Raw genomic sequence first — 841 nt, forward strand, 5'->3', positions numbered from 1 at the left:
GCCATATGCTGAGCGTCTTCAACAATCTTTTCTTCTTCACCTGTTTTTAAGGAACAAGGGACTCCGTCCTTGTTCAGCTTTTCAAAAACTTCTAAGGCTAACAAGCGAAGCGGCGCTAAGTAATTACCCGAAGCAGCTTTTTTTAATGACTTTAATGCCGTATACGTTTTTCCTGTGTTTGTATCACCGAGATGAAGGATGTATTCCGTTTCTTTTCTTGGGTCCATTTCGTATTCTGCACCAAAAATATAATTTAACTGTCGCTGTTCTTCTTCAATCAGCTTTTTCTTTTCTTCACGTTCACGTTCTTGTTGTAATCGTCTTTCTTCCAGCTGCTGTTGATATCTTTCTTGATGCTCTTCAATCGTTAAGTTGTGATCTGAAACTTCCAGTACATCGGAAAGCTTTTCTTCTACAAGCATTTTTTTATATTCATAGGCCAAATCCGATAAATCACTTCTAAGTGCTTTTATAATATCCATTCTTGTTACTGAAGCATTTGTATAAGATTTATATTCTTCTTTAAATGAAGCAGGAAGGTCATCCATGATCATAGTTGGAATGATTTCATAAATCTTATCGGTGATAAATACCTCGTATACATCTTCATACGTTTCAAACAAGATAATCGTTGAATATCTGTCTAATTCTGAGCTTACGCCGCCAGTGAGCTCTTGAAAAAAGTCATGAACCGTTTCATAATCATGACGTGTCAAATCACCGTTTTCTATTAATTCATCTTCAAGTTCAGTATGCGGCGCATAGTTTTCAATATACTTTGAGTTTGTTTTAATGTCTTTTGACAGCTGATGGGAAAGCTGTTCTCTTATATGTAGGTAAT

The 841-nt window shown here is 35.9% G+C and carries 1 protein-coding gene; it reads right to left on the reverse strand.

All coding sequences use genetic code 11. The annotated features are described in order from the left end of the window. The coding region (locus AC1DRF_RS30270; RefSeq protein ID WP_477742606.1) for a DEAD/DEAH box helicase family protein at window positions 1–841 on the reverse strand (841 nt) is incomplete at both ends.

This window comes from Priestia sp. P5_B4 (assembly GCF_056400385.1).